This window comes from Clostridium sp. AF35-15, from assembly GCF_003477745.1.
In the GTDB taxonomy this organism is placed as follows: domain Bacteria; phylum Bacillota; class Clostridia; order Lachnospirales; family Lachnospiraceae; genus Otoolea; species Otoolea fessa.
This window is the reverse complement of record NZ_QUDY01000001.1, coordinates 564,991-586,048: the sequence shown is the minus strand read 5'-3', so window position 1 is coordinate 586,048 and position 21,058 is coordinate 564,991. Positions and strand designations below refer to the sequence as shown.

At 51.6% G+C, this 21,058-nt stretch carries 23 protein-coding genes and 1 pseudogene; all 24 read right to left on the bottom strand.

The window, feature by feature from the left end:
• Positions 1 to 70: 70 nt before the first annotated feature.
• Positions 71 to 619 carry a sigma-70 family RNA polymerase sigma factor gene (locus DWZ76_RS02870; protein ID WP_024739394.1) on the bottom strand — a complete coding sequence of 183 codons (549 nt, stop codon included), beginning with the start codon at positions 617 to 619 and terminating at the stop codon, positions 71 to 73.
• Between the two features lie 300 nt (positions 620 to 919).
• The gene (locus DWZ76_RS02865; protein WP_002569117.1) at positions 920 to 1,456 is read right to left on the bottom strand and encodes a hypothetical protein; all 537 of its coding nucleotides are present in this window, start codon (positions 1,454 to 1,456) and stop codon (positions 920 to 922) included.
• A gap of 104 nt (positions 1,457 to 1,560) precedes the next feature.
• Positions 1,561 to 2,175: an ImmA/IrrE family metallo-endopeptidase gene (locus tag DWZ76_RS02860; RefSeq protein WP_024739395.1), complete on the bottom strand. Its 615-nt coding sequence runs from the start codon at positions 2,173 to 2,175 to the stop codon at positions 1,561 to 1,563.
• A gap of 11 nt (positions 2,176 to 2,186) precedes the next feature.
• Positions 2,187 to 2,555 carry a helix-turn-helix transcriptional regulator gene (locus tag DWZ76_RS02855; RefSeq protein WP_002569119.1) on the bottom strand — a complete coding sequence of 123 codons (369 nt, stop codon included), beginning with the start codon at positions 2,553 to 2,555 and terminating at the stop codon, positions 2,187 to 2,189.
• Positions 2,556 to 2,686: 131 nt separating this feature from the next.
• A complete protein-coding gene (locus DWZ76_RS02850; RefSeq protein ID WP_117499825.1) occupies positions 2,687 to 3,649 on the bottom strand; it encodes a WYL domain-containing protein in 963 nt (320 codons plus the stop codon).
• Positions 3,650 to 3,677: 28 nt separating this feature from the next.
• The gene (locus DWZ76_RS15015; RefSeq protein ID WP_006059618.1) at positions 3,678 to 3,818 is read right to left on the bottom strand and encodes a hypothetical protein; all 141 of its coding nucleotides are present in this window, start codon (positions 3,816 to 3,818) and stop codon (positions 3,678 to 3,680) included.
• On the bottom strand, positions 3,819 to 4,697 hold the full coding sequence (locus tag DWZ76_RS02845; protein ID WP_008723407.1) for a DUF4261 domain-containing protein: 879 nt from the start codon (positions 4,695 to 4,697) through the stop codon (positions 3,819 to 3,821).
• Between the two features lie 12 nt (positions 4,698 to 4,709).
• A complete protein-coding gene (locus DWZ76_RS02840; RefSeq protein ID WP_002576912.1) occupies positions 4,710 to 5,489 on the bottom strand; it encodes a hypothetical protein in 780 nt (259 codons plus the stop codon).
• A 15-nt stretch (positions 5,490 to 5,504) separates the two neighbouring features.
• Positions 5,505 to 6,368 carry a CbrC family protein gene (locus DWZ76_RS02835; RefSeq protein WP_118471737.1) on the bottom strand — a complete coding sequence of 288 codons (864 nt, stop codon included), beginning with the start codon at positions 6,366 to 6,368 and terminating at the stop codon, positions 5,505 to 5,507.
• A 15-nt stretch (positions 6,369 to 6,383) separates the two neighbouring features.
• Positions 6,384 to 13,073 carry a DUF2185 domain-containing protein gene (locus tag DWZ76_RS02830; RefSeq protein WP_118471735.1) on the bottom strand — a complete coding sequence of 2,230 codons (6,690 nt, stop codon included), beginning with the start codon at positions 13,071 to 13,073 and terminating at the stop codon, positions 6,384 to 6,386.
• Between the two features lie 42 nt (positions 13,074 to 13,115).
• Positions 13,116 to 14,090, bottom strand: coding sequence for a hypothetical protein (locus DWZ76_RS02825; RefSeq protein ID WP_002588993.1), 975 nt, complete (start codon positions 14,088 to 14,090; stop codon positions 13,116 to 13,118).
• Between the two features lie 11 nt (positions 14,091 to 14,101).
• On the bottom strand, positions 14,102 to 14,512 hold the full coding sequence (locus DWZ76_RS02820) for a hypothetical protein (RefSeq protein ID WP_002588992.1): 411 nt from the start codon (positions 14,510 to 14,512) through the stop codon (positions 14,102 to 14,104).
• Positions 14,509 to 15,459 carry a hypothetical protein gene (locus tag DWZ76_RS02815; protein WP_118471733.1) on the bottom strand — a complete coding sequence of 317 codons (951 nt, stop codon included), beginning with the start codon at positions 15,457 to 15,459 and terminating at the stop codon, positions 14,509 to 14,511. Before DWZ76_RS02815 ends, DWZ76_RS02820 begins: the two co-directional genes overlap by 4 nt.
• A gap of 15 nt (positions 15,460 to 15,474) precedes the next feature.
• A complete protein-coding gene (locus tag DWZ76_RS02810) occupies positions 15,475 to 15,774 on the bottom strand; it encodes a hypothetical protein (protein ID WP_117484459.1) in 300 nt (99 codons plus the stop codon).
• 18 nt (positions 15,775 to 15,792) lie between these two features.
• Entirely contained in the window at positions 15,793 to 16,122 is a 330-nt protein-coding gene (locus DWZ76_RS02805) for a hypothetical protein (RefSeq protein WP_117484458.1), read from the bottom strand.
• Positions 16,112 to 16,555, bottom strand: coding sequence for an Imm51 family immunity protein (locus tag DWZ76_RS02800; RefSeq protein ID WP_117484457.1), 444 nt, complete (start codon positions 16,553 to 16,555; stop codon positions 16,112 to 16,114). Before DWZ76_RS02800 ends, DWZ76_RS02805 begins: the two co-directional genes overlap by 11 nt.
• A gap of 27 nt (positions 16,556 to 16,582) precedes the next feature.
• Entirely contained in the window at positions 16,583 to 17,347 is a 765-nt protein-coding gene (locus DWZ76_RS02795) for a DUF4241 domain-containing protein (RefSeq protein ID WP_243017757.1), read from the bottom strand.
• A gap of 3 nt (positions 17,348 to 17,350) precedes the next feature.
• Complete coding sequence (locus DWZ76_RS02790) at positions 17,351 to 17,707, bottom strand: hypothetical protein (protein WP_147353122.1); 357 nt, start codon at positions 17,705 to 17,707, stop codon at positions 17,351 to 17,353.
• On the bottom strand, positions 17,704 to 18,030 hold the full coding sequence (locus DWZ76_RS02785) for a DUF5713 family protein (protein WP_117484455.1): 327 nt from the start codon (positions 18,028 to 18,030) through the stop codon (positions 17,704 to 17,706). The genes DWZ76_RS02790 and DWZ76_RS02785 overlap by 4 nt, the downstream gene beginning before the upstream one ends.
• Positions 18,017 to 18,310 carry a hypothetical protein gene (locus tag DWZ76_RS02780; RefSeq protein WP_117484454.1) on the bottom strand — a complete coding sequence of 98 codons (294 nt, stop codon included), beginning with the start codon at positions 18,308 to 18,310 and terminating at the stop codon, positions 18,017 to 18,019. Before DWZ76_RS02780 ends, DWZ76_RS02785 begins: the two co-directional genes overlap by 14 nt.
• Positions 18,307 to 18,861: an SUKH-3 domain-containing protein gene (locus DWZ76_RS02775; protein ID WP_117451334.1), complete on the bottom strand. Its 555-nt coding sequence runs from the start codon at positions 18,859 to 18,861 to the stop codon at positions 18,307 to 18,309. The genes DWZ76_RS02780 and DWZ76_RS02775 overlap by 4 nt, the downstream gene beginning before the upstream one ends.
• 32 nt (positions 18,862 to 18,893) lie before the next feature.
• Positions 18,894 to 19,304, bottom strand: coding sequence for a hypothetical protein (locus DWZ76_RS02770; protein ID WP_243017756.1), 411 nt, complete (start codon positions 19,302 to 19,304; stop codon positions 18,894 to 18,896).
• A gap of 16 nt (positions 19,305 to 19,320) precedes the next feature.
• The gene (locus tag DWZ76_RS02765; RefSeq protein WP_118471731.1) at positions 19,321 to 19,824 is read right to left on the bottom strand and encodes a DUF2004 domain-containing protein; all 504 of its coding nucleotides are present in this window, start codon (positions 19,822 to 19,824) and stop codon (positions 19,321 to 19,323) included.
• Positions 19,825 to 20,220: 396 nt separating this feature from the next.
• Positions 20,221 to 21,057: pseudogene (locus DWZ76_RS02755) on the bottom strand (DUF2262 domain-containing protein); the annotation flags it as partial.
• Position 21,058 lies beyond the last annotated feature (1 nt).

Below are 21,058 nucleotides of genomic sequence, written 5' to 3'. Positions count from 1 at the left end.
AATGATTCGTATATGAGGTTGTCAAGGTGCAAGTGAAAGGATTTCCCTCTCACTTGCTACTGCCACTTTTTTAGAAAATCGCAACCAACTTTTTTATTTTTTCTTCGATTTTTTTCAATCGCTTATCTGCGGCTTGCCGAGTAATACCATATCGTTGGGCTAAACAAGTTGCATTTGGTATCTTCATTTCATAATAGGACAATATAAAATCTCGTTCTGCCGGACTCAGTTTCAATAGAGCTTGGTGTAAATCCTCAAGAAGTAAATTCTGAATAGCTTGTTCCGCAGTATCAACAGATTCATCCACAAACAAATCTGTATCCTGATAACCTTCCTCTGTGCCGTCACGATCTCCCACATGAGAAGCCGGGAATATAGAGCAACTTTTCTCATGTTCCTGGAGATAGCGGCTGTGGCGGTCCTCCTGCTGGTATTTTTCAAAATCTTTGCGAGAACATTCCATGATAATGCGGTCATCTTCATCACGGAACATTTTGACTGTTTCAACAAAAAAGCGCCCAGTAAAGCAACCATTGCGGCGTGCCTTACTGAACGCTGAAAAACTGATTTCCTCCCATTCCTGTGGGCTGTTATTTTTCCAAATGAATACTCTCGTCATATCCTTTCCTCCGTTCAAATTCTTGGTAGGCAGCGAATTTGAACGGTGTCATGGATATTTTGCTATGTACGCCTCCCAGCGCATACCGGCCTCCTAATACCGGGCAAAGAAAAAGGCCGGAAGTGTTTTCACCTCCAGCCATGTTCCTGCCGCCATATTGCAGCAGGAATGAAAAAAGCCCGGTTAATGCCGGGCCTTATGTAGAAAAGTATTCAATTTAGCGCATTCCTGCCACTATACCAAGTATAGCAGGTCGGAAGTCGGAAGGGAGTAGGGATTAGGTCGGGGACTTGTCGGGATTTAGTCGGAATTTAGTCGGGGCAGCTCCTCCAGGACTTCTGGAATAGAATATCCAAACAAGCAAACAGAAAATAAATAGATGGCTTCTCGTTTTCGGTCATAAAAGACACTGCGTTCTATATTTAGTTCTTCCAGCAATTCTTTCTCTGTACTGTTAAACCGATAGATGAATTGCTTAGTCAAAATTTCATAGTAAAGTTCTCCTCGATCCGGATACCGTTTCAGACGAAGGAGTGCACGGTCAATAATATTGACCAGCATTTGATTTTGAACAAGGCAGCAAACTTTTTCTTCAAAGGCTTGCAGTTCAATATCTGGTGCAAAATTTTCAAGATAGCAGAGGCCGGACTCTATATCTTGTTCTCCCATTATCCAAGCGGTTTCTTGTAATTCTTCTGCCCGCTCACTCAGAACCCAGACTACATCACGGTAAATCTTTAGAATCAGCTTACTTCTATGAAACGCAGCGTCGCTGTTAAGCCCCAAAGCTGTTAGCCTGCTGTTACATTTTTGGATTGTTGTGCTTTCTTTTCTCATAGAACATCCCTCCTTGTTCGCAATATTGCGAACATATTAGGTACAAAATAGCATAGCAGAGGAGCGTGAGAGAGGGCAGTGCCTCTCTCTATTCCCCCATTTGGTTATATCAGGTTTCTGGATTTTAGACGAATCTGCATTGCTTGCTTGGAAACCTCAAAAATATTTGCCATTTCAGCAATGAGCTGTTCATCTGTCCGGCCTATTCTAAGCCGGTAAAAACATTTTTTGATCTGCGGTAAAGGCATCAGCAGAGCAGAGGCCAGGGTATCCGCCTGACGCTCAATTATGCCATGACTTTCGTCGGAAGAAACATTTCCGTTATAAGCAGCAACATCTCCAGTACCGGAGTATAACTTCTTATGTAGTACCCAATGAGCCAGCTCATGGGCACAGGTAAAACGGAGCCGCCCTAATTTTGATGGATCACAAAGCCGTTCATCAATTAAGATTGTACCGGCTCTTACTGCAATCATTCGATACTGTCTCTGTATCTGGTCATATAAAACAACGGCACCGTCATCGAAAATTGTTTCCCCTAATATCTTGGGGTTTTTTCTTAGTGTATGAAACTCCAGGATTAGATCAAACTTTGTCTCGATAATGGTTTCGATTGGCACAGAACATGGTTGCCCGGATAGCAGAGAGGGATCATATTCCATCAGGATTTTTCGCCCTACCGCCTCGATTGCTTCTGTACGGATTTGTGGAATTGACAAAGCTATCCCCCCTATCGTTTACGCTCCTTTAGCATTTTCATAAATGTCTGCCATTCTTCATCGGTAGCGTCTACTTCTTTTGCCACACGCAAGGCTGCCCGAACAATATCTTTTTCCATGATATAGTCTGGCAAATCAGCAGATACTGTATTGCGTGATTTTGCAGCCAGATCCAAAAGCAACTCATGTTCTGATTTATCCAAATTCAGAAAGGCGGAGATGCGTTCCACAAAATCTCCATTGGGTGCAGGACGGCGGCTTTGTTCAATATCACACAGATAGCCGTAAGCAATATTCAAATGCTTGGCTGTATCGCGTAAATTGAATTTGTGCGCCTTGCGTTTCTCGGCTATAAATGATCCAAAAGTTATATTGCCCACAGCATTCACCTCTCATTTGTTCGACGAACTGCGAACATCTTGCTTATATTGTATATCGAACATCTGTTCACTTCAAGGATAAAAATTTCATTTGAAAAGAGGTGTTAAAAATCAATAACACCTCTTTTGCGCTATATAAATTCCTGAGCGATTTGCTGTATTTCTGTAATGCACTCTTTTGGGGATAGAATCTTTATTTTCCCCTTGAATTTGAATATCCAGCCATAAAAAGTTCCACTGGGGTTCACTTCAATTTTGGCTGTGAAGTGCCCGTCATCATACCTCTCAACAGGGACATCTTCTCCGTAATGGTCTATGATTACACGCATCAGTTCGTTTTCACATAACAGGGTTACTTCCTTCGATGACTCTGATGTAAACATATCAACCATTTTGTTTGTATAGGAGGCTACATCAAATCCCTCTACTGGCATAAAGCAAGTTTCAAGGTTTTCTACGCTTGTTAGCCGATCTACACGGAAGTGAGCAATTTTCTGATGCTTCAGAGAATATCCAATTAAATAATAGTGGTCATTTTTCCATTCCAGCGCATAAGGATTTACGACATAATAATATCCATCATGCTTCAAGATTTTCTTTTTTTCCTGAGTATATTCATAGTATTGGAACCGAATTTGCTGATGGTTTCCAATCGCTGTTTGGATATTGTCAATGATGTAGTAAACCTTTTCATTATGCGGTTTGACACGGCTGGATAAAGCAGCAAATTTTTGAAGCTGCTTTGCCTGATGTAGACTGGTCAGACGGCATAATTTCTGCACCAACTCCTCAGACTTCTTGGCAGAAATGATCTTCGAGGATGCTACTGCGTCTGTCAGCATTTTCAGTTCTGGATACTCAAACAGGCGGTTTCCCATAAAATATTGGTTTTGGGTACTCTTAACCACCACAATATCAATCCCCGCATCGATCAGCGCATTGGTATCTGCGTAAACAGTCTGCCGCACTGCCTGAATTCCTTTTCCATTCAGATGGGCAATGATGTCAGATACTGTGGCGGGATGGTTTTCATCGGTCCGCTCATAGAGAAACCGGAGTAATTCCAGTATCCGCATATTTGTTGAATTCTGCATACTTCACCTCCTCGATTCTTAAAATGGCCTATTTTGTATGGTGTCCAGCCCCAAAGACCAGAAGCAGGGCGACAGCACAGAGAAGCAGGCCGATCCAATTTCGATCTATAATCAGCTTGATCACCGCCACAAGCAGAAGTCCGCCTACCAGGAGCACAACGCCATTCATTCAGCGTCCTCCCGAAGCATAGTTTCCCATGTTGATGTCCAGCACCCCTCTGGGCGGCTGGATCAAGGCATCTTCATATTGGCACTTCCACTGGATCTCCCGGCACATCTGGCCATCCGCCACGCCGTCTATGGTTTCCCCATCCTCAATGGGGTTATCATGCTCCAGAATATAGGACGCTGCATTATAGGCGTGGTTTACCACCCAGTTGGGGTCCATGCCGTGGAAGTGGTACTGGAGATCCGGCAAAAACAGGGTGCTCATGCCCACCGTGTCGATGAGCATATCCTCCGTGCCCTCGATGTTGAAGAAACGGACATTGACGCCAAAGCGGATGAACCGATCCGGCCCCTCAATCTGATGGGAGCGCACATCCTCTGCCAGAAACAGCTTACCGCAGTTCTGGAAATAGAACGCCTCACAGGTGGGGTACAGCTCTGCCAGAGCCTCCAGAAAGTCGGCATCCAGGTTGGCACGCTCCAGCGCTGGAAGCGCCGCAGTCAGCATATCGGTGGCCACCACCTGATATTTGCACTCCCGGAAGATCCGGTCACGGTCCTCCTGGCAGTCCCACATCTGGCTCATCAGAAAGGCATCAAAGCCTTTGCCCTTGAACTTGTCGCATTTCATCACCATCAGCTGTACCGGGCACTTGCCGTCCTGAAATTCCGCGACATGATCCAGGGCGGCAAAGCCGGCCATTTTCTTATCATAACAGAAGCACTCTGTTGATCCGATGTGCTTCTCCATTATGGCAGTCATTTTTTCTTTATCCGGCATTTCTACCGGCTCTTTGAACAGCATCTGAATGAGATAGGGACCTCCGGGCTGGGGGCCTTTTTTGTCGTCCAGATTTTGCTGGAAAGCTTTATTGCTCATTTGGTTTCCTCCTTAATAATCAAGCAGGATAGGCACCTGCTGTTCCTCGGCAAACCGCATGGCCCGCCAGAACATGGAGAAGGCGAACTTGGCCAGGGATTGGGTGTCATACTGGGTGTGTTCCGGGATGTCTGCCTTGCTGTACTGTCCATCTGAGTCTACGGTTCCATCTACCGGGTATCCCTCCGTGTCTGCCCAGCCAAGGATGGTGTCCTCATCGGCCTGCCATGCCAGCTGGTTCAGCTTTTCCAGCTCCTTCCGCAGTCCGCCCAAGGTGGCGATAGCGGCGGTGTCATCGGTAGGCAAGGACCCTTGGAACAGAAAGCTGTCAGAAAGAGGGAGCCACCAGGTAGCCCCACGAAACAAGGACCACACCCGCTCCTCATCTGATGCAAGGCGGGCGACCAGAGGATGCTCCCCGAAGATCCAGTCCTTCTCCACGGTGGAAGGCACCGGTTCCTCGTATGTACGACAGGCGGCCACCAGCAGCATAGCGCCGAAGGCATCCCAATCCGGCTTGTCGGTGTAATAAGGTTTCTCATTATCTTCAAGCCAGGGAGCGTAGGGGGGCTGGCCCGGCTGAGAAATGGCGCTCAAGATCTGATCCCGCCAGTTCTCCACCGCCGCCTGGACCTCAGCCGGGGACATTTCTTCCTCGTTATCAGCAGGTTCCCCGTCCGGGGTGATGCGGTTGAAAGAGTATCCGTTTTCCTCCGCCCACTGCTGCACAACAGTTTTCCAGTTGTGAGAATAGTACCGGGTCAGCGTCCCGGCGTAGATGTCAAGTCCCATAGTAATGTCTCCTTTTCAATCAAAATCCATCCAGACCAGGTGTTTTCCGCAGTGGAGGCACTGGAACAGATAGCATTGCAGATGCCCGCCATTGACAGATTCCCGGATCATTTCTTTTTGCTCATCGTCCCACATCGGATCGTCCAGTACCTCCTCCAGCACACCCAGGGCCCGCAGTTCTCTGGCACCCACATGGCCCAGGTAGGCGCAGTAGTCGCCACAGTGGGCGCGCCAGTATTCCTGCTGCCAACCGGAGTAGCCGGGAGTTCGGTGGATGAGCTCGTCCAGCTTCTTCGGATCGTCTACACCATTATCCAGAGAGCAATCGTCCTGGAAGCAGCCGTCATATTTCCGGGCTGCTTCGCCACTGGAGATACACTCCGGGCACAGATACTCAATATCCTCCACAGCGTAAAAGGGGCCTGTATAGAAAATATGGGTCGTCTTGCCGCAGCAGTCGCAGACAACGCCGTCTGCGGATTCCTCAAAAGCCCCAGTTTCCAGAGGGTTTGGGTGATACCGGAAGGCGGGCAGGCCCAGCTGGGCCTGCCGTTCCTTTTCTTTCTGCTTTTCCTCCGGCGTTTTGGGCTTGGGGAGAGCATAATGATTGCCCCAGTTTTCCGCATAGTCCTTCAGCGTGCCCAGCCGCTTGAGGGTCTTTTTATCGGAACGATTTCCGATTTGGCAGAGCAGTTCGTAGGCGTCCTTCTTAAAGTCCAGCAGGTCATATACATCCACCAGCACTTCCTTGGCCTGCTGATCCTCACTCTGCTCAAGTTCTTCCTTGAAGGTATATAGAGCGCGGACACTGTCCGGACCTTCATTGGTCGCAACAAACTGTTTTTTTAGTTCGATATAGGTTTTCTGATATTCTGTCATTGGTCGCACCTCCCATCAATCCCACCAGAAATACCAGACAGTGGACTGCCACAGGACATCTGCCAAGGAGCCAATGCTTCCATCCTCATTCTGATTCAGATCTGGGCAGAAGCCATATTGCTCCACAGCCACTTCCATAGCTCTTTCCTTGGAGATCGGAGTCGGAAGTTCAAACTCCAATTCATCGTGGCTCATGGCGGCAGGGATGGCACCATGCTGCTCGAACCAGTATTTCGCCACTGCCATCAGGTCCGGCGTGTCGGGGCACTCATTCCAATTTCCAAAGGGCAGGTAGGCGAAGATCTCCCAGGGATTCTTTACCGGAATTTTAGCCAGAATGAGCGGATATGTCATTCCGGTATCATCGTTCCAATAGTTTGCGAAGCGGTCGTTGGGTTCTCCGCCCTCCATCTCGCCCAGGACTTCCTCATCCCAGTCCAGATCATCGTCCTCGGCTTCTTCCTTGCGCTGGCCGGTCAATTCCTCCAAAATCGCCTTTCCGTCCTTGATGGGAGCGGAGAGCACCTTCTTCCGGTACTCCGTTACGGTTTTGAGGTCAAATTCATAGAAGTCCGCGTCATGCTCCGAATCGGCGTTCATTACCAGACACTCCAACAGCGTTTCATCATCCGCCTGGATAAGCACGGGAACAAAGCCCTCCCGTACCCCCAGCCGCTGGGCGTAGCTGTATGCCGACATGATGGGGTCATCATCTGCCATGGATGGGAAATAGGTACACTCGCAGTCCAGATACTCCATGATGGCCTGAGCCACCTCGGAAGGCTCCAGCGTGTCCCCGTCGAAGTCCTGTCCTTGCCAGTTGGTGAAGCGTTCCTCGATCACCTCTGCCATAGCCTGATAGTAGTCCTCGTCAAAGGGGATGAACAGGTAGGCTTCATCCTGGAACTCATCGGAGTGATACCGCTCCGGGCCGAAGAAGCGGAGGGCGTTGTCGTCAACATCGGCAGGATAGTAGGGGCTGTCGCCCTCTCCGTAGTAATAGCCTGCAAAGGCACGGCCTTGCTGATTGAACAGCACAGAGAACAGACAGCCGTCCAGCTCATCCCGGATAAACTCCCTCAGATCCACATTGGCAGGATCAGCTTTGACCTGTTTGGTCACTTCGCTGTATTCTTTCAAGAAGTCCTCGCCCATCAGGTCGTGCTCCATACACCAGCGCAGGTAGATGGCCATGTGGTTATAAGCATTGATGGGGTCAATAGGCAGTTCCTTCTCCTCAATGCTCTCGATATGATAGGAAGCATCGTCCATCTCACCGTCAAAATCATCATTGGAAAGGGTGCCACGGGTGATTGCATCCTGGCGATCAGGCTCCACCACAAAGCTGATGCCGTTCATTTTGCCCAGCAGGGCGTCCGCGTCATGGGCCAGCTTATATTCCAATTCATCCCGGTAGAGAGGAATCACCTGATAGAAGTTGACCTCCTCGCCACTCGGCAGGATGCAGACCTCGCTGCCATCTTCGGTATCCTGGGGACCAGTCAGAATGGCGGCGCACAGCTTTGTGTCCTTTGCAAAATCCTCCTCATTGTCCATGGTATGGCCGAAGCCCAGCCAGGTATCGCTGGCAATGGGAAGGCGGGCCAAGGATTTCAGCAGGCGGATGGGCCAGTACCACTTTTCGTCTTTCATGGACTCCTGATCCAGCTTCCAGTCCGCAGGCAGGGCAATGGCCAGCTCCGCCCGCTCCAGCTTATATTCCGCCAGTTCCTCCGGCACATTCATCCGGTGAGCGCCCATGCCCATGGTGACCAGGGTGCAGTAGTCCCGCTCCTCAGAGGGCGGCACCACGCAGATGTCCACATGGATGTCGGGAGAAACCAGCTCATGGAACACATTCTCGAACTTGCCGAAATACTGCTCAATGTGCCCCTCGACGGCTTCCATCTCCTCCTCGGTGTAGACTTCGGGATTACTGAATTCTTCCTCATCCTGCGTGTCATCATTGTCTGAGTGGTCGCAGCTGTCATCCTCCGGATCTCCCTTTATAGGCTCGTAACCGATCTTCAGGGTCATCTGTTCCTCCGGCAGGGAGACGCCGGGGCTGCGGGTGATGGTGTGCTTATCGTCCGCAGAAAAACCGATGGTCTCGCCGTCTTGCAGTGTCACATCACACGCCAGCACATAGGAGGCAAGGCTGGCCAAAAAGTCCCGCAGTTCCTCCGGCTCAGCGTCGGTGTTCAACACCTCCATTTCCTCCTTGCCAAACACATCCATGCCGTAGGTGTAGCCGTTTAGGCCCCCCTCGCTCCGGTACAGGCCGAACCAAACCCAGTTGAAGATGGGCAGTTCGTCCTCTTTGAGCATATCGGCAAGGCCCTCATAGAAACGAGGCTCAAATACCACGCCGCTGGTGTAGACACCGGTGGCATATTTCTGCTTGCAGCACACTGCCATCGCCTTAGTGAACAGCTTACCCCGTTCCAGCAGTTTTTCCTCCTCGCCCAATACAGCCACCACGATATGGGCCTTGTGCGCTTTGGCCACCTCTACGGCCTCTGGCCACATATAGTTGTTTTCGGCGTTGATCTCCGCTTCATTGTCCGGGATGTGACCGTGGAAGAGTGTCACGATCAGCATCATGCCGCCGACCCGCATTACCACAGCGTCATCGCTGTTCTCATCATCTTCGTCGCCCTCATCCGGCTCCTCATCTACGATGCCCCATTCTTCCCGTAGATTCCGGATCAACTGCTCCTTGTTCCATTCCGCTTTGGAGAGGAGCACAGACCCGGCAAAGGAGCCCTTACGGTCAGTTTTCTCCTCGTCGGCATCATCCTCAAGATCCTCTACATCTTCATCCGGATCATAGAGGGATTCATGCTCCAGTCCGCGGACAAATTCCTCAAAGCTGTCTGCCAGATGGGTAATCTTGTAGTCGTTTTCCTGATCCACATGGACTACCGCAGGCTCTCCCTGGGGGCCACAAACCCGGTAGTCCAGGAAGATCATATCGTGTCCGGCGCTGGGACAGTCGCAGATGGCCACTCCGATGGCAGGATACTCCCACTCATCGATCATAAACTGGCTTCCCAGCTCTCCGCAGAGGGAGCAGCTCTTTTCCCGCCCGATGCCGAAAATGCCGGTGATGGCCACATGGTCTTCTGCCCAACAGGTCGGCTCATCGCAGGGATAGCAGGTATTCACCGGAATGCCGCCGTTGTGCTGCTTCATCAGCCAGATATAGGCGGCGGGCAGCTTATAGCCCAGTTCCTCCTCCACGCTGGCGATCAGCTCATCGGAAGGCGGATCGCTGACATACTCTTTCAGCGCATACCAATTATCATCCCAGAAGTTGGTGAGGTCGAAGCCCTCAAATGGAGTATCACCGGGCACGAATTTGGCCTTCTTCCGGCTGCGCTGGCGTTTCCGGATCTCCGCCTTACACTCCTGAATCACCGCCGAGGCATTTTCGTCCTCCGGGTCCAACTCTGCCCACCGCTGGGCGTAGGGAATGGCCTTTTCCTCCTGACCATAGAGATACTGATAGCCGTAGGCCATCCGCATATTCCACTCCGCCTTGTCCTGGCCTTCCTCCCGGACGGACTCCAGCACCTCGATGGCGCGGCACAGGGCCTTGTCTCCCTTATAGCGAGGGGTGCCCTCGTCATGGTCCCCGATAATGGCGTAGTTTTCTAGCGCCCGTGCCAAGGCGTAGGCGGTGCGATAGTTCCTCCAGTCCTCCGGGATGGCATTCAGTGCCTGGATACAGCGGGTGTACTCGTCTTCGTCGTTCCACTGCTCCAACTGAGCGAAGAATGCTTCGGCGTTCTGTTGGGTATAAGGAATATAGTCCATGCCCGTCAGCGCCTCGTCCAACTCGTCATCCTGATTCTCAGTTTCTGACCCAGCATCTTGTTGCTTTAGGGGTACAGAACCGGCTTCACGGCGGAAGGTGTGGAAGATGGCCCATGGGATGTCCGTGCCTTCAAAGAACTCTTTCGCCATGTTCAGCGCCTCTTGGATGTCCCAGGCGATGAAGTCCACATAGCCACAGTAGAGGCCGGTAGCCCCGCCGGTGAGAGTGAGCACTTCCGAACCATCCCCGCCGGTGAGCACTTCCTCCAGTTTGTCCCGGAAGTCGAAAATTTTCTGACTGCCTTCCTCCTCCCGCAGGGTATCCAGGGGATAGCAGAAGAAGCCCGCCACCGCGCCGTCGGCATGGAGATCGTCCATAAAATCATTGTCGGCATTCAGATAGCCGTTGATGAGCGGCACACAGCAGGTGGAACCGGCCATTACATCCAGCCGCCAATCGGCGTCCGGGTCCTGTTTGGGTTCCATTTTGTAACCAAGGTAGCTCTCCAGATAGGCTTCCGGGTCGGTGGAGAGCTCCAGGCCCTGCTCCCGCAGTTTGTCGGGCAGCTGGGACAGGAGGAAGGACGGCTCTGCCTTGGGTTCCTCCAGCACATCAAAGCTGTCTATGTATCTCATGTGGGAGATCTCGCCCAGCACTTGGTCGGTGAGGGTAGTGAGCATCCACCAGGCCCGGCCTTCTTCCTCTTGAAGCTTAGGCAGCAGCTTTTCACAGTAAGCGGAGATGGCGAAGCTGTTTTCACCCTGTTCCTCCAGCCAGATCTGCACATCCTCCCCGGAGATGTCCCAGCCATCCTCAGTACGCAGGCCGATGTTCTGGAAAGGCTGACGGCCCACAAGAATATTCCAGTGCTCCAGCACCTCCTTGGGGGCGTGCTTCTGGAAGTAGACCAGCTCAAACAGTTTGACCTTATCCCCCTCCGGGGTGAGGATCAGCTCATGCTTTTCGCCGTTGAAGCCCATCTCGAAGGAAATCTCGTCAAAAACCAAATTCAGGGTTTCCTCCATTTGGGCCACGAGTTCGGCACCGCGGGTGTGATCTTTGTCCTCATCCATCATCTGGCGCAATTCTGCTTCCATTTCCGCAAAGGTTTCCCACCAGTCCTCTGTCCGCTCCCGGAAGCACTCCCAGAACTGCGGCAGAGAAATACCCTTCTTGCACGAGTCAATTAGTTCCTCCATGTCCTGTCGGGTGTTGAGCTTCGGATCATCACCGGGATGCAGTTCCAGAGCTTTTTCAAAATGCCGCAGAGCGCGGCCCTCCTGATCCAGATAATAATAGGCATACCCCATACGGAAATTCCAGGAATAAGTATCTCCCAGTTCCTCCTCATGGGACTGCATCAGTTCCAGTGCCTGGTGAAGCAGCTTCCTTCCCTCCGGCTCGCTGGAGTCCGCCAGATTGTTGTAGGCGCGGGCCAGCTCCATATCCATTTCCGGGGTACGCTCCTCGGCAGAGATTGCCTCCAGTGCGTCAACGATTTTCTGGTGTTTGTCCTCCTCATGCCACTTCTGGCACTGCTTCAAAATATCCATATCAGGGTCCTCCTCGTCCTCATCTGGTTTCCAGTCTTTGATCTGCTGGAACACGCCATTTTCATCCCGCTCAAAGGCGCAGGGAGCGGGGGTGTTCAGCAAAGGGATGATGTCGGGATCGTCATTGCAGATCGTGTTCAGCTTGTAGATCCCGGCGTTGTTAGGGTCGTCCATGTACTCGTCGCTCTCATCACCGGCGGTAAAGCGCCAGCCGCTGTCCCAGCCGCCGTCCGGCTCCTCCCTGTAGCAGTAGCCCACCTTGCGGCCCTCTACTGTGATGCGGTTGGTGGCGATGCAGCCATCGGCACCCTTCCAGTCAGGGAGCAGAGATTTCACATCCTCCGCTTTCACATGGTAGTCCCGGTTGCGGCCAGCGGCCTCGTACAGTTCCTTCCGCAGCGCCTCCACATCCCGAGCCATCTCCTGGATCTCCTCGTTGTCCATCATCTCACTGAGGTCATATTCCAGCGGATTCTGGGCAAAATCCGCCAGTGCCTTGTTCATGGCGTCATGCTCCTCTGGCGTGACGGTGATGCGGATGCGGCGGGCAGGGGTGTTGTACTCGTCCAGATCCTGAAGGTTTACACTGCCGCTGACGCTGCACTCCAGCAGGATGGCGGCCAGATCAGTGACCACATCAATGGCGAAGTGGAAGTCCATCTCCACGCCATCGGAGTGTGTAAACTCCAGATACTCCACGGTCTGGCGGAAGTCCCAGTTTTGTTTGTCCAGCCCAATCTTGGCAAATATCTCGCTGAGGGGGATCTCCTCTTTCTTCTGGTCTTCCAAAAATGCCACAAGGTTCAGACTGTCATCGGAACCGCCAATAAAGTTGCCCCAGTATTTTTTGATATACATTTGTCGTGCCTCCTGTTCTGAATCCAGTCGATCAATGAGCTGATTCAAGTGTTCCAACCACGCAGGAGCGATCTCACCGCTGTCCTCGTTCTTCCAAAGATCCACAATCTCACGGATGCCGTCCTCGTCCGGCACCTCGTTTTTGATGTCGGTGAGCTGCCGCAGCAGGAAAGCAAGGGCTTCTTTGGATGCTGTGAAACCGGTGACTTTATCCCATATAGCTTCTTCATGATCGTAGTCCAGTTTGCTGTTATCCTTCCATTGGAAATACAGCTCCGCCAGAGCCATCGCAGTATTGTCAAAGAGGAAGTCGATTTGTGAGAAGTCAGATCCCAGCATGACTTCCTCTTTCATCAGTTCGATCATCTCGCCCAGATCCATTACCGGATGCTCCGGTACATATTCATTTTTGAGGATGTCCAGTACATCCAACCCTTCGTCACGCTCTAATGCTTTTATGCCCCATGCTCCCATGTCGGCACCTCTCTTTCTTTATTTCGTATCAAGCTTCTATTGTCAATCATAGTTCTCCAACCGAATGATAGGCCGATAAAAGTCATAATCTCCGTTTAGTTCATTGTCCTCCTGCACTTCTGGCTTACAGTGGGGCGAACAGGGTAGGAAACCGAGAAATGGGCCCAGCCCACCGCAGATATTGCATCCGCCGTCACCGCCGCAGGTGGTAAGCCTATCAGCCTGCACCACTTCCCGCATATAGGGATCGTAGGCGATGGACAGGCCGAAGAAGTTGGGCTCCTCCATGTCATAGGGCCGGTTCTCATCCTCATCCATGTTCTCAAACCAGTGCAGACGCATGGAGTAGTCTAACCCATCTCCCCATGGAAACAGGGTCCGACACCCGCCGCCACACAGGTAGGCCCACTCGTCCGCCGTGGGCAGGGAGAAGCCCCTGTTTTCCAGCATGGCAAGAAGCGCATCGTAGTCTGTGTGGTTATAGATACAGATCTGAAAGCCCTTTTCCGTCCGCTCAATGCGGGCCGACTGATGCAAGGTAAGACTGCTGCTGTCACTCCAGGCAAAATCACGGAATTCCTTCAGCCAGTCAGGGTGGACAGTCAGTCTGGGATCATCCATTTTGACTGGCTCCCAGTTAATTTCCTCCAGCTCCCGGCCCACCAGCATGGGTCCAATGGCCGCCTGCCGAACAGGAGCCATGCTTTCCCGAATCATCTCCTCCGGGTCCCGCTCCATTTCCCATTCTCGGAACAGATACTCCAATTCCTCCCGGCTCTCCTGATTCAATCCCACGGCAAACTGCTCCCAGCCCAGGGTGACGGTATCGCCGGGGACAAAGACGAACTCCCGACCATCTTTCTTGAAGATGCCGGTGGTGCAGCTCTGGCCCCAGCGGTCAAAAGTATGTAGACCGAGAAAGGTCATATCATAACGGGCAGCCAGGCTCTCCATCAGCACCTGCTTCTCGATGTTTTCCATTTGATTGAATTGGGTGCGGAATAGTCTTTTGTTCATAACAAGTCCTCCTACAGCCTATCCAGGTTTTCCTGTAAATCGCCCTGCATCAAGTGCTGGGCAATGGCTTGGTTCAGTGCCTTATGGGGGTGATAGGCTGCCTGCTCTACATCGTGCAGGCACTCCTCCATCAATGCCTCCGGAGAAATGCCTTCCCGTTTGCCATAAAGATGGCCGAAGGCATAGCACACGGACTTGAGAAAGTCGAAAATATAGTCGTGATTTCCACGCATACTGGGCAGGTCGTTGAACGAGCCCATACCTCCGTATGCCCGAAGATGGTGGGCAACCTCCCGCCGCTGGTTCCAGTCCTGAATGTCCCGCTCCAACCAGTCGATCCAGTTTTGGAACTCTGGATGGTCTGCCAGAAGGATGGAGCGCAGACAGGTCAGAGCCTCGGTATAAATATCAGACTGTTTCATTGGCCATCGCTCCCCCAAATACCTCCATAGAGCACACCATCTTTTCCAAGGAACAACATCCGGCTGCGAAGCAGGCTGCACTGCTCCACAGCGACCTTGTTTCCGTCACAGGTGGGAATAGCCTCCTGTTTTTTCCCAAGGTGATCACCATGAGCGGTAAGGAAGTAGAATTTATCCCGTTGCTGGAATCCGCCTTGAAACAGGAAGGTATTGCCGGACGGGGCAACAGAAAAAGCTCCGCTTCCTTCGATTGGCAGTTCAAATACAAAGTCCTCTTTGAAGTTCGTCCGCACCAGCCGGAATTCATCGTAATAATAAAACCACAGGTTTTCTTCTTCGTCCAGGCTGATGGCGTAGCAGTCATAGATGGAATAGTTCTCATTCTTCCAGAGAGGAGTTCCCTCCGATGTCCATGCAATCAGGCCGCAAGCACCCAGAGGTTCATCCCAACCGTAATTACCAAATACACCTTCGTCAAAGTAGCTGGTAATGATGGTGCCATCTTTTTTTACCACACAGTCTTGAATGCCATCCCCCAGGCAGAAACGGGACAGCACAGCTCCGTCCCGGCTGACGATCCAGGCGTTCTGGTCGGGGCCGTTTTCCCGATAGGCGCATCTTGCCCCCAGCAGGAGGAAGTGATCACCTGCGGGCCGCAAATAATGAAACTGGAACTTCAAGAGGCCAAGAGGAAACAGCGTCGTTTCCAGCACCCGCTGTTCCGCCCAATCCAGCTGGATTTCCACTGCGGTATAGGTGGAAGGAGTGCTGAGCCAGTCCTTACCCTGTGTTTCGGACGGCTGTTCCATGAGAAGATAGACTTTTCCATCCCTTGCCGTGAAAAAGTCTGTCACTTCTGTGCCCTCCAGATGGTTTTCCCGGCGCAGCTGGTTCAGGTCAATGATGGAGAACAACGGCAGATTTTTGGCTTTTATAGGTTTGTTCATAGTGTCTCCTCCTGGCTACTTTAACGCTCCATCATAGGTGTGGCTTTCCCAGATGGCCTCAAATTCCGCTTTCTCTATGACGCAGGCGTGGAATTCCTCGCCCCAGACATGGGCGTTCAGTTCCTCCACAGTGGGGACGGGCGTGATTTCAATAGCTCCATCGTAAAGGTCGGGTATGTTGCGGGTGCGGCCGTCCCTAAAGATGTCAATGGAGCGGAGGGCCAGCCGCTCATTTCCGGTATCCACTTCATAGAGGATCACCAATGGTTCTCCCTCCGGTGCGCCCTCCCAAAAAAGTTTGATGTACTCGATCATCTCGATTCCCTCATCGTATCATTTGAAATAATAATACCAATTCCCGCCAAATTCCCGGTCACATTCCTCCTGGGAGGCAAAGGTGCAGTCCTTGATTCCCTCAATGGGGTAATGATGCTTTATCAGCTGCCCTCTGTGATAGGAATTGATCTGTTCCGTCAGTCCGCTCCGCCGCGCCGTCTCTAATTGCGCATCGGTGGCAAAGATGTAGGACACAAAGTAGTTGTCCGGCTGGATGTAGCAGCCAAACTCAATGGCCTGCTGGATGTCATCGAAGTGGTGTTTCACATTCTCCATGCAGGCTTCTATTACTTTTTGCCATACGAACTCCTGCTCCTTATTTCTCATGTTCCACCTCTCCTTTGCCCAGATAAGTCCGCATCGTTTTTTCATTGTCACAGGCCGCTCGGATCATTTTGGACAACAGCATCAGGTCATCGATGTATTGGGAGTATACGCAGAACACATCTTCGTCGGAGTCGAAGTGAAACAGATCCACGCCGCTGTTATTTTCCTCGAACTCCTGGATCACGCCCCGGGCAAGCCGCTCCCAGTCCTCGCTGTTGCCAATCAGTCCCAGCCGACGGAATACTTCCGTCCGGAATCCATTGTTGATTTTCAGCAGAAGGGAGAGCGCATAGGGGTGGTGGGGAATGAGAAAGAATGGCGCAATCTGCTCCGGCTTCACCCAGATTTTGAAGGGCGGACGCGGGTCAGGTATCCAGGGCAAGATTTCCCATTCGTCCTTCGGCCGGTTTCCGTATTGGCAAAGGTCTTTCATAGTGTTCTCCTTTGTTCTGTCACATTTTTAATCCTGCTCTCGATAACTGGCTTCAATGTCAATGAACCGCACATACACGGCGCAGATTTTGCCCTTGGCGTCATACCCGAAGTAGACAGGATAGTAACCATCCCCCCAGCCGGAGGCAAAGATGGGCAGGTTGCAGTCCGTGCCCGGCACTGTCCAGTTGAGCCAGTCGCCGCAGTCCCCCTGATATTTGGGGTAGGCTTTGGCGTTTTCTTCCATAAGATCGCAGAACAGGTCGTTGTAGGGGTCGATGTCCGGGTCTTCTTCTAAACGCTTGGCCCAGTATGCCTTGAAGGCCGCCTGGGTCTGGATGTCCGCGACACAGCCCATCCCGGCGTCTACGCCAAAGCCAAAATACTCGTCCTCTCCCAGTTCCTCGTCCAGATCCTCGTTGCCCACCATTCCCAGCTCATAGCGGACAGGCTTTTCCTGAGAAACCTCCACCTTGACGCAGGCATAGCGGTCGCCGTATTGTTCGCTGGGCACCACGCAGATTTTTACGGGATAAGTTCCGGCGGGGATCGTTTGAAGGAACGGCAGAGTGTCCTCCAGTTCCACCAGCGGATCACAGGCGAAAATCTGCCCGGTGGGGAAATGGACGGTGCCGATGTCCAGCACATCCACCGCCATGTTCCCAATCACTTTCTCTGTGAAATGGGCCTCCAAGTCATCTTTACAGGTCAATTTATCCTTGATTGCTTCGTATTTGTTCAGCCATTCAGTTGTAGGCATATCAGTTTCCTCCTGTTGATTTGGTTTGAGCATAGGTCAGCTCTCTACGATGCGAACCTGTTTTCCTCCAATTTCAAATTCCAGCTTTACGCCATAGTCCGCCGCCCAAGCAGGGCACTTGCTGAGCAGGGCCAGGATGTGCTCATCCGGCTCCCGGCCAAGGGTCACACGCAAGATTACGGGCCAGCCACCATATTCCTTTTGAAACTCCTCACTCTGGGTGTGGTTCAGATAGCCCTCCATCTTGTCGAGCAGGGCCTTCTGCGTTTCCGGGGAGCCGTCAATAAAGCCATTGCAGACCAAAACCATTACCACTTCTCCCGTTTTGGTTTCTGCCAGAATGTCGATCTTATCCAGGTCGCCAAACATATTTTCAATGGACATTGTTTTCACCAGTCCCTTTCTCGGATGGCCTCCTCCATATCAATGGGAATGCCAAACCACTCCAGAATGTAGGCCACGGTTGCCGCGATACATTCCCGTGCCACCGTTTCGATCTCGCTGTCGTGCTCGTCAAACTCCTCCTGGAGATCATTGATGCCGCAGACCGCCTCATCCAGCGTTTCCTGCACCACTTCGGTATCGGTTTCGCCGTTCTCCAGCAGGTCGATGACCTTCTGAAGCTCGTCCTTTACCTTGTCTACCAAAAAAGCAGGATAGTAATTGTCCTGATACATCTCGTCCAGCAGTTTGTAATTGGGGTCAAATGCTTTCATAGGGATTGCTCCTTTCTTCGTGCTCGGCAGTCATGCTCAACTCGATCTCATCGTCGCTGTAAACTAAGTAGAGCCCATGAGGGGTCTTTCTATCGAAATGCAGTTCAATGTCACAATATTTGAGGATCAAAGGTTTCCCGTTGCTTCTCATGGTGGAAACAGCATCGGGATTCCCGAAGATTTCTATGACCTCATCCTGCGATATTCCGAATTTCAGCGGTGAAATGTCCCGAGGATTCTGCAATATTTGATTGCGCCAAATCGTAAAGTCCTGTTTCATAGTTTTCCGTCCAGTGCCTCAACCGTTTTCATGGCAGCGGAATCAAATTTGCACTGCCGCAGTTCCCGTTCGATCAGGGCAAACACATCCGGAAAGCACTCAATCTCATCCTGGTACTCATATTTCGCATACAATTTCCCGTACTCGGAGATCCAGACCTCCGCCGGGTAGTAGTAGCCAATATGACCGATAGGCTGGCATTTTTCACCGGCAGCCTGTTCGATCTCTGCCAGTTCACAGCCGGACATATCCCGAAAATAGGCTTCTTCCAAATGGTTTTTGATCCCGTTGACCAGGTAAGGAAACAGAGCGAATTGGAAGTCAGCCGCCCAGTTCAGTTTTTTCTGCTCCAGATACCACTCACAGCACAGGCCGAAATACTTGCGGTAAAACCGCTGGGTAGTCTTCATCATAGGGACACCATGATCGGCGTAATACTTCTCCGCAATGGAAATGTCCACTTTTCGCCCTTCCTGCCATCCGGCGTACTCCATCAGCTGCTTGACCTTGCTTTTGAGATCACCGGAGATGGGGATGCGTTCTTTGATCATGGTGGTTACCTCCATTACCAGATTTCAGACATTTACAACTCTGCCACAAACTCATAGGAAACCGCAATGATGTTGTAAACATCATCGTATGTAAACAGCCGGTAGTGCCGATAGATGTCTTTATTAAAGTCCTCCCGCACCGGCAAAGACTTCAGCCAGGTGCTATCCTCGATTAAATCAAAAGAACTGCCATCCAGATGCCCCGTTTCAGCCAGATTTTCATAGGTGTCCAATTCACAGGCAAAATAGGTCAGCACCCGCCGGAAGGTGAGTGTGTAGGGAAACCAGTCTTTTTCGTCCCTGTGCTGAGAGATCAGATGGCCATTGATGTCCCCCGTAAAGGTCAGGTTGTTCAGACCATCCTGTTTCACCTGATCCAGATAGATGCAGTCCCGTCCCTTCAAAACACCTAAGCAGGTATTAACAGCAGTCGCTTTTTCCATAGGTAACTCTCTTTCCTCAGCTCTCATAAGTAATACAGAAAATTTCCTTGTTCAAATCAAAGTAAATCACCATCAGTTCGTCGGTAATCTCCGAGTTAAAGGACAGATCCAGAATGAAAACTTGCTGGTTCATCTCGCTATCCACCAGGCTGCCAAACCGCTTGAGCCGCAAAAAGTCCACCATCTCAGTAAAGGACAGCTTGGCCGGGTCGGTTCCCGGAAAGAGTTCCGCCGCAATATCCGGGCCTACCTCGTCTCGGTGGAACTCCATGAAAAAGGTCACAACGCTATGGTAGCGGCTGTCCTCGTCCGCCAGCGCCGCTTTGATGGCGGCTTTGGCCTTTTCTGCCAGTTTTTCCGCCTCATCCAGCATTTTTCCCACCGCATCCATGGCAGCAGGATCGCCGGTCAGTTCTTCCTCTACATCGAAGATAAAGGGTAGTCCCGATTCATCGGGAAAGGCGAAGATCTCCTCGCCGGGGGTATATGTAAAATCAATGCGTTTACAGTTCAGTTTCATCTCTGCACCTCCTTATTGGTTTTCCAAATGGGGTAATGGAATTGGCGAATAGACTACGGTGTCTCCGTCATTATCCATTTTGAGAATGACAGCAAAATCCGCTACATTGCTCTCCTGTCCCCTTGGGAGAGGAAAAATCATTGGGGGGCAACGCAGGGCAGCATGGTTCGTGGTCTTATTCCAATCCTCCATGGCCGCAGATAAAATGGCGTCAATGTGTGCCAATACCTTCTCAATAGAACCCGCTGATATATTGTAAAAAGCGGGGTTTTTATGATACTGCTCTGTGATGAAGTTTTTATAGGTTTGCACTGGCATAAAGCAAAATTCCCAATCAAGGGGATGCAGCCCAAGCCAGTACTCATGCAGTTTCATAGGCGTCTCCTTACCCCTCAATCCCTCAATATTGGCAGTTTTGAGGCCCTTTTTCAAGGAGCCGTAGACAGTCACCGCATGGTCGGTGAACATCTCATCGCAGTCAAACCAGGCGGTGAAGCTGCCGCCAGAGGTGACGGACAGGCTCGTCATGCTGATTCGTCGGGCAAGTTCTTCCTCTGTGATAGGGTCTGTTTCCGGATTGCGGGGATTTTCCTCATCCTGAGAAAGCCAGTTGTTGGCCAACTCGGTCAGGTCCTTTGCTGCAAGCTCCCGCATGGCTTTGTCCCAGTTTTCGCAATCAGCCAACATCTTCTTGGCGGCACTGCGGGCACGGGTCCAGGAGGGCTTGCTTTCAGCATTGACCTCCAGAGAAAGGAGCACATCCTTTCCGCACCACTGGATTTCTCCCTCGAAGGTATCATAGTCCTTGTCCAGCTTCAGTTCACCCAGCACCTGGTCCTGGATCACCACCGGCTTGTGGTACTCGTCCAGAACGGCTTGAAGTTCCGGACAGTCCTCGTGGGCCTTGACCACCTGGGAGATACACCAGGGCCACGACACCAGATCCTTTGCCCATTCTTCTTTCATCCGGCGGATCTTCAGGCGGCAGATCTGCTCGTTTTGAAAGCGTTCCCAGCCCTTTTCGCTGTGACGCTCCTCATCGGTGACCGGCCACTCCAGCCGCTCCTCTTTGGTGCTGACCTTGCCGGTGTCACAAAATACCACGCCCAGCGTCACAACGGTCATTTCCCAAAAGTTGCCCCTGTTGTTATATCCGCCCCCGATGCAGCGATTGATCAAAGCGACCACTTCCTGCTCCTCGGACTCGTACATCTCATAAAATTCTTCAAACATA

Coding starts and splice junctions, on each gene's coding strand:
- DWZ76_RS02870 (WP_024739394.1), bottom strand. CDS start 619: ATGACGAGAGTATTCATTTGGAAAAATAACAGCCCACAGGAATGGGAG.
- DWZ76_RS02815 (WP_118471733.1), bottom strand. CDS start 15,459: ATGAACAAACCTATAAAAGCCAAAAATCTGCCGTTGTTCTCCATCATT.
- DWZ76_RS02795 (WP_243017757.1), bottom strand. CDS start 17,347: ATGCTCAAACCAAATCAACAGGAGGAAACTGATATGCCTACAACTGAA.
- DWZ76_RS02805 (WP_117484458.1), bottom strand. CDS start 16,122: ATGAGAAATAAGGAGCAGGAGTTCGTATGGCAAAAAGTAATAGAAGCC.
- DWZ76_RS02840 (WP_002576912.1), bottom strand. CDS start 5,489: ATGGGACTTGACATCTACGCCGGGACGCTGACCCGGTACTATTCTCAC.
- DWZ76_RS02785 (WP_117484455.1), bottom strand. CDS start 18,030: ATGAAAGCATTTGACCCCAATTACAAACTGCTGGACGAGATGTATCAG.
- DWZ76_RS15015 (WP_006059618.1), bottom strand. CDS start 3,818: ATGAATGGCGTTGTGCTCCTGGTAGGCGGACTTCTGCTTGTGGCGGTG.
- DWZ76_RS02825 (WP_002588993.1), bottom strand. CDS start 14,090: ATGAACAAAAGACTATTCCGCACCCAATTCAATCAAATGGAAAACATC.
- DWZ76_RS02845 (WP_008723407.1), bottom strand. CDS start 4,697: ATGAGCAATAAAGCTTTCCAGCAAAATCTGGACGACAAAAAAGGCCCC.
- DWZ76_RS02810 (WP_117484459.1), bottom strand. CDS start 15,774: ATGATCGAGTACATCAAACTTTTTTGGGAGGGCGCACCGGAGGGAGAA.
- DWZ76_RS02835 (WP_118471737.1), bottom strand. CDS start 6,368: ATGACAGAATATCAGAAAACCTATATCGAACTAAAAAAACAGTTTGTT.
- DWZ76_RS02800 (WP_117484457.1), bottom strand. CDS start 16,555: ATGAAAGACCTTTGCCAATACGGAAACCGGCCGAAGGACGAATGGGAA.
- DWZ76_RS02865 (WP_002569117.1), bottom strand. CDS start 1,456: ATGAGAAAAGAAAGCACAACAATCCAAAAATGTAACAGCAGGCTAACA.
- DWZ76_RS02830 (WP_118471735.1), bottom strand. CDS start 13,073: ATGGGAGCATGGGGCATAAAAGCATTAGAGCGTGACGAAGGGTTGGAT.
- DWZ76_RS02850 (WP_117499825.1), bottom strand. CDS start 3,649: ATGCAGAATTCAACAAATATGCGGATACTGGAATTACTCCGGTTTCTC.
- DWZ76_RS02780 (WP_117484454.1), bottom strand. CDS start 18,310: ATGAAACAGGACTTTACGATTTGGCGCAATCAAATATTGCAGAATCCT.
- DWZ76_RS02775 (WP_117451334.1), bottom strand. CDS start 18,861: ATGATCAAAGAACGCATCCCCATCTCCGGTGATCTCAAAAGCAAGGTC.
- DWZ76_RS02770 (WP_243017756.1), bottom strand. CDS start 19,304: ATGGAAAAAGCGACTGCTGTTAATACCTGCTTAGGTGTTTTGAAGGGA.
- DWZ76_RS02765 (WP_118471731.1), bottom strand. CDS start 19,824: ATGAAACTGAACTGTAAACGCATTGATTTTACATATACCCCCGGCGAG.
- DWZ76_RS02820 (WP_002588992.1), bottom strand. CDS start 14,512: ATGAAACAGTCTGATATTTATACCGAGGCTCTGACCTGTCTGCGCTCC.